Origin of the sequence: Sulfobacillus harzensis, from assembly GCF_012933365.1 — a bacterium.
GTDB classification, from domain to species: domain Bacteria; phylum Bacillota; class Sulfobacillia; order Sulfobacillales; family Sulfobacillaceae; genus Sulfobacillus_B; species Sulfobacillus_B harzensis.
The window spans coordinates 1-3,199 of sequence record NZ_JABBVZ010000196.1; the positions used below are offsets into that span (position 1 = coordinate 1).

General features: G+C 59.5%; 3 protein-coding genes. 2 read left to right on the plus strand and 1 reads right to left on the minus strand.

The window, feature by feature from the left end; genetic code table 11:
* Nucleotides 1–652: hypothetical protein (locus HIJ39_RS22120; RefSeq protein WP_169103206.1), on the plus strand; the 652-nt coding region annotated here is incomplete at its 5' end.
* A 965-nt stretch (nt 653–1,617) separates the two neighbouring features.
* On the opposite strand, the gene HIJ39_RS22125 is transcribed toward HIJ39_RS22120, so the two are convergent.
* Nucleotides 1,618–1,785: a hypothetical protein gene (locus HIJ39_RS22125; protein WP_169103207.1), complete on the minus strand. Its 168-nt coding sequence runs from the start codon at nt 1,783–1,785 to the stop codon at nt 1,618–1,620.
* Nucleotides 1,786–2,899: 1,114 nt separating this feature from the next.
* Here HIJ39_RS22125 and HIJ39_RS22130 point away from each other — a divergent pair.
* The gene (locus HIJ39_RS22130; RefSeq protein WP_169103208.1) at nt 2,900–3,118 is read left to right on the plus strand and encodes a hypothetical protein; all 219 of its coding nucleotides are present in this window, start codon (nt 2,900–2,902) and stop codon (nt 3,116–3,118) included.
* Nucleotides 3,119–3,199: the final 81 nt, after the last annotated feature.

A 3,199-nucleotide genomic window follows, 5' to 3' on the forward strand; every position in this document is an offset into this window, starting at 1 on the left:
GTTTATCGACCTCAAAGTCGACAAGACCGTAGCGGCCATATTCAGCGCGGGGCTGGGGGTGGACAAGCCGCAGGCAGCGGCCTGGCTTCGCCAAGCGCTGGACCAATATGGGGTGATCATCCAATGCCAACGGAAGAGTGTTCAGGTGTGGTTGCCCGGTATTGGTCGGGGCTGGGTGTGCCATCGGGTGGACGCACCGCCCATTTTGCGCCAATGGCACAGCCCGCCCGACGTAAGGTGGGAGGTGACCATCAAACCCCAATCTCGGACGCGCGGGTTGCCTGTGCCACCGTTGCCGACACGTGACGCCTGGTCCGGATTTGGTAGCGCCGCTAATCAGAACATAGGAGTGACGCCCATGAAGCCCGCAGAGGTCAAGGCCATCAAGGTGTCGGTGAACCTTCCGATCGACCAATGGCCGAAAGATTTGGAGCATGTGACCACGCCCCAGATGGAGCTGACGTTTCGAACCCCGCAAGGCGTGACGGTGACCGCCATCGTCAAAACCAAGAGCGCGCGCAAGGCGGAGAAGACGATGGACGAGCTTCGGGCCAGGGGGCAAGTGCCGGTCATCGTGGTTCAAGGGCAGTTGATGCCGGCAGGCCGTTTGGACGCGGCGGGATTCCAGGTGCAGGGGCGGCCGGCCGGATAGACAGCCGGTGCCGTTGATGAATTCATAGCGTGGCAAGTCGCTCATTCGCGATCAGCGGCTCATTGGGGTTCCGACGCCGTTTTTGGGGTGCGCCCAGGCTATGACAGCGGCGTTTGGCGCGACCGAGGGGCATGGCACGTGCAGATTGTCGGCACACGGGCTGGGCGAATCCGGAGGGCCCGGCGCGAAGGCCATAGCGCGCGGGGCACAGGATCGTCACGCCACAGCACCGTGCCGGTCCCGAACTTCCCGCCTGATAGATCGGCGTGCGGCCTGGACGAAAACTAGCCCAGACACGCTATTTGACTAGGGTTAGGCACAGCCGCTGTCTTCCATGCAGAGGACGGAATCCGAGACCGGTTTCGCATCGACCGTGCTCGGAGCGCTATGGGGGTGCGCCTGATGGCCCGGCCCAGTGTTGCTGTTTGGTGGATGGGGCTTTGCCCCTATCGATAGCTGATTCTAAGATCGCGGCAGATCCCAGAACGGACCCCCAACGTTGGCCGATCATTGCGCGATAATGGTTGAATTCGCCAACCCCAAAAATGCCCAACGCGTGGCCGACGGCATCGTCCCTCGCCCTGCCACATACGCCCGCCCAGTCTTGGAAGCGCGAAGCGAAACGGCTTAGTTCCGTTCCATGGCCGTGATGTGCTCGGGACAAACTCAATCCTTCCACGGCGAACAGGGATTATTGGAGATTAATACGCGGCCATAATACTAGGTCTTTAAACGGCCGGGCAGACGGTACGCGACTCAGTCTGGACTCTGTCCATGCGCATTGTATCGACTAATTCCCCCTCGTCCTCCTCCCAAGTAAAAATCAAAGACCGTACTGTTCCCGCGCTAACTCCCACAATCCTCGGCTCTCCAATAGAGGGCGCGGCAAGAGGAGGGTGAGTTGCACTGGTCCCGGGAGGCGGGTAATTTGAACTTCACCCGACACGGTGCCTCGATTGAGGACTTCATCGCGTGGGATCCCAAAGAACCGGTGGGTTCGTGCGGTCAACTGCATTGTCGACGGCCTCATTAAGGGTCTTTCCCGTACCAAACACCTGCACCGGTGCGGCGTCGACTTGGGGCTCGACACCGTAATGACCGGCGCCCGCGCGACGTCTTTCATTCGTCGCCATGAACGCCTTCGCGATGATCGTAAGACATATCCATCCCCCGGGGCTCCCGAGCCCCGTCGCCAAGATCGGGCGATCACCCGCCGCTTAATAGAGCAGGCGATCTTCTGCCCGCAAAAGAGAGCCGAAAGCCCCCGGATCGTCGTCGGGCTCGCCGTAACAACGTGCGGGCCGACGGCGACTCCGTCCCGAGCCGGCATTGTCCGAATTCTGATGCCGCCTGCTGGGTGGGCGGTATAATTGGGGGGAGCGGGCCGTCAAAGCCCCGATCGACCGCTCTCTGGCGGGCCGGGTCTGCGATCTTGCCGTTCTCCGGAATGAGCAAGACCAGAGGGAGGTGGTGTCTCATGAGCTTCCATCTCACGGTCCCTGTCGCGGTTGCGATTGTTGGCGTGGTTGGTCGATGGCTCTTGAGCCGTCGCAAAAAGTAATCCGCGCGGGATAGCAGCCCGGCGGATTACGATGGCTCTTCAGCACCCTGCTGTCGATCGCAGACTTACGGAGCTCTGCACGCTGTCCGGCTGAACTCCGGCAGCGTGCATCTTATTTCTATGCTCATATTATCCCGCTTTTATCACGTTTTGCAACAAACCCAGGATATTTCGGCCGTCGGCTCGGCCTGTTTTTGCCCTGATGAGGAGGGGGCTGTGGACGACCAATCGAAAATCGGATGGACGGATGCGACATGGAACTCTATCGCGAAGTTGTGCTCGCATCAGTTCTGGCTGTGAGCACTATTATCCCGAAGCGTTGAGCCGCCACGTTGTGGACGCCTCTCCCGTGCACGGGACCCAACGCCGCCGCCAACGTGCAACGGGCGCCCGAGCGGTTAGATTAGCCGGAAGAAGCTCGGCGTATTTTCTTGACATCCTCCCCACCGCTTCAGCCGGGGGATTCCGAGTTGCACTCAGGGGGAAAGCATTTTTCTCACACCGTACAAGCGTTGCAAATCAAGGACTTCGAGTTATGGAAAGCCCTCATGCGATAGTTTGCGAGGAGGAAGCTATTATAAGAACGGTAGCCCCAGGAGAAATGGTTGGGGTTCGTCCTCATCGAGAGAGCAAACCCCAGCGGCTTTCATCCCCATAGGTCAACCAAGGGGGTTTTCGCCGCCATCTTGTCACCCACCTTCCGCGCCCAGCAAATGCGGGCAATTGTGGGGCTGTCGATTGTCGTCGAAGAAATTCAAGCCGCCCAAAAAATGAGCCAAAACCGGACGGATGAGGACTTTCACTCAATTGGGGATCACTTGGAAGGCGGTTCTCTCCCGGAGCAGGCAGTGGCGGAGGTCATGCGCACCGTTCGACCGCATCTTTGTGATCCCTACAAGAAATAGGAACGGGGCTGACTCAAAAGGCCTTTGCCCTAAAATTTTCTCCCACTTGACCCCCGAAAACAGGGAGGAAGATGACCCGCT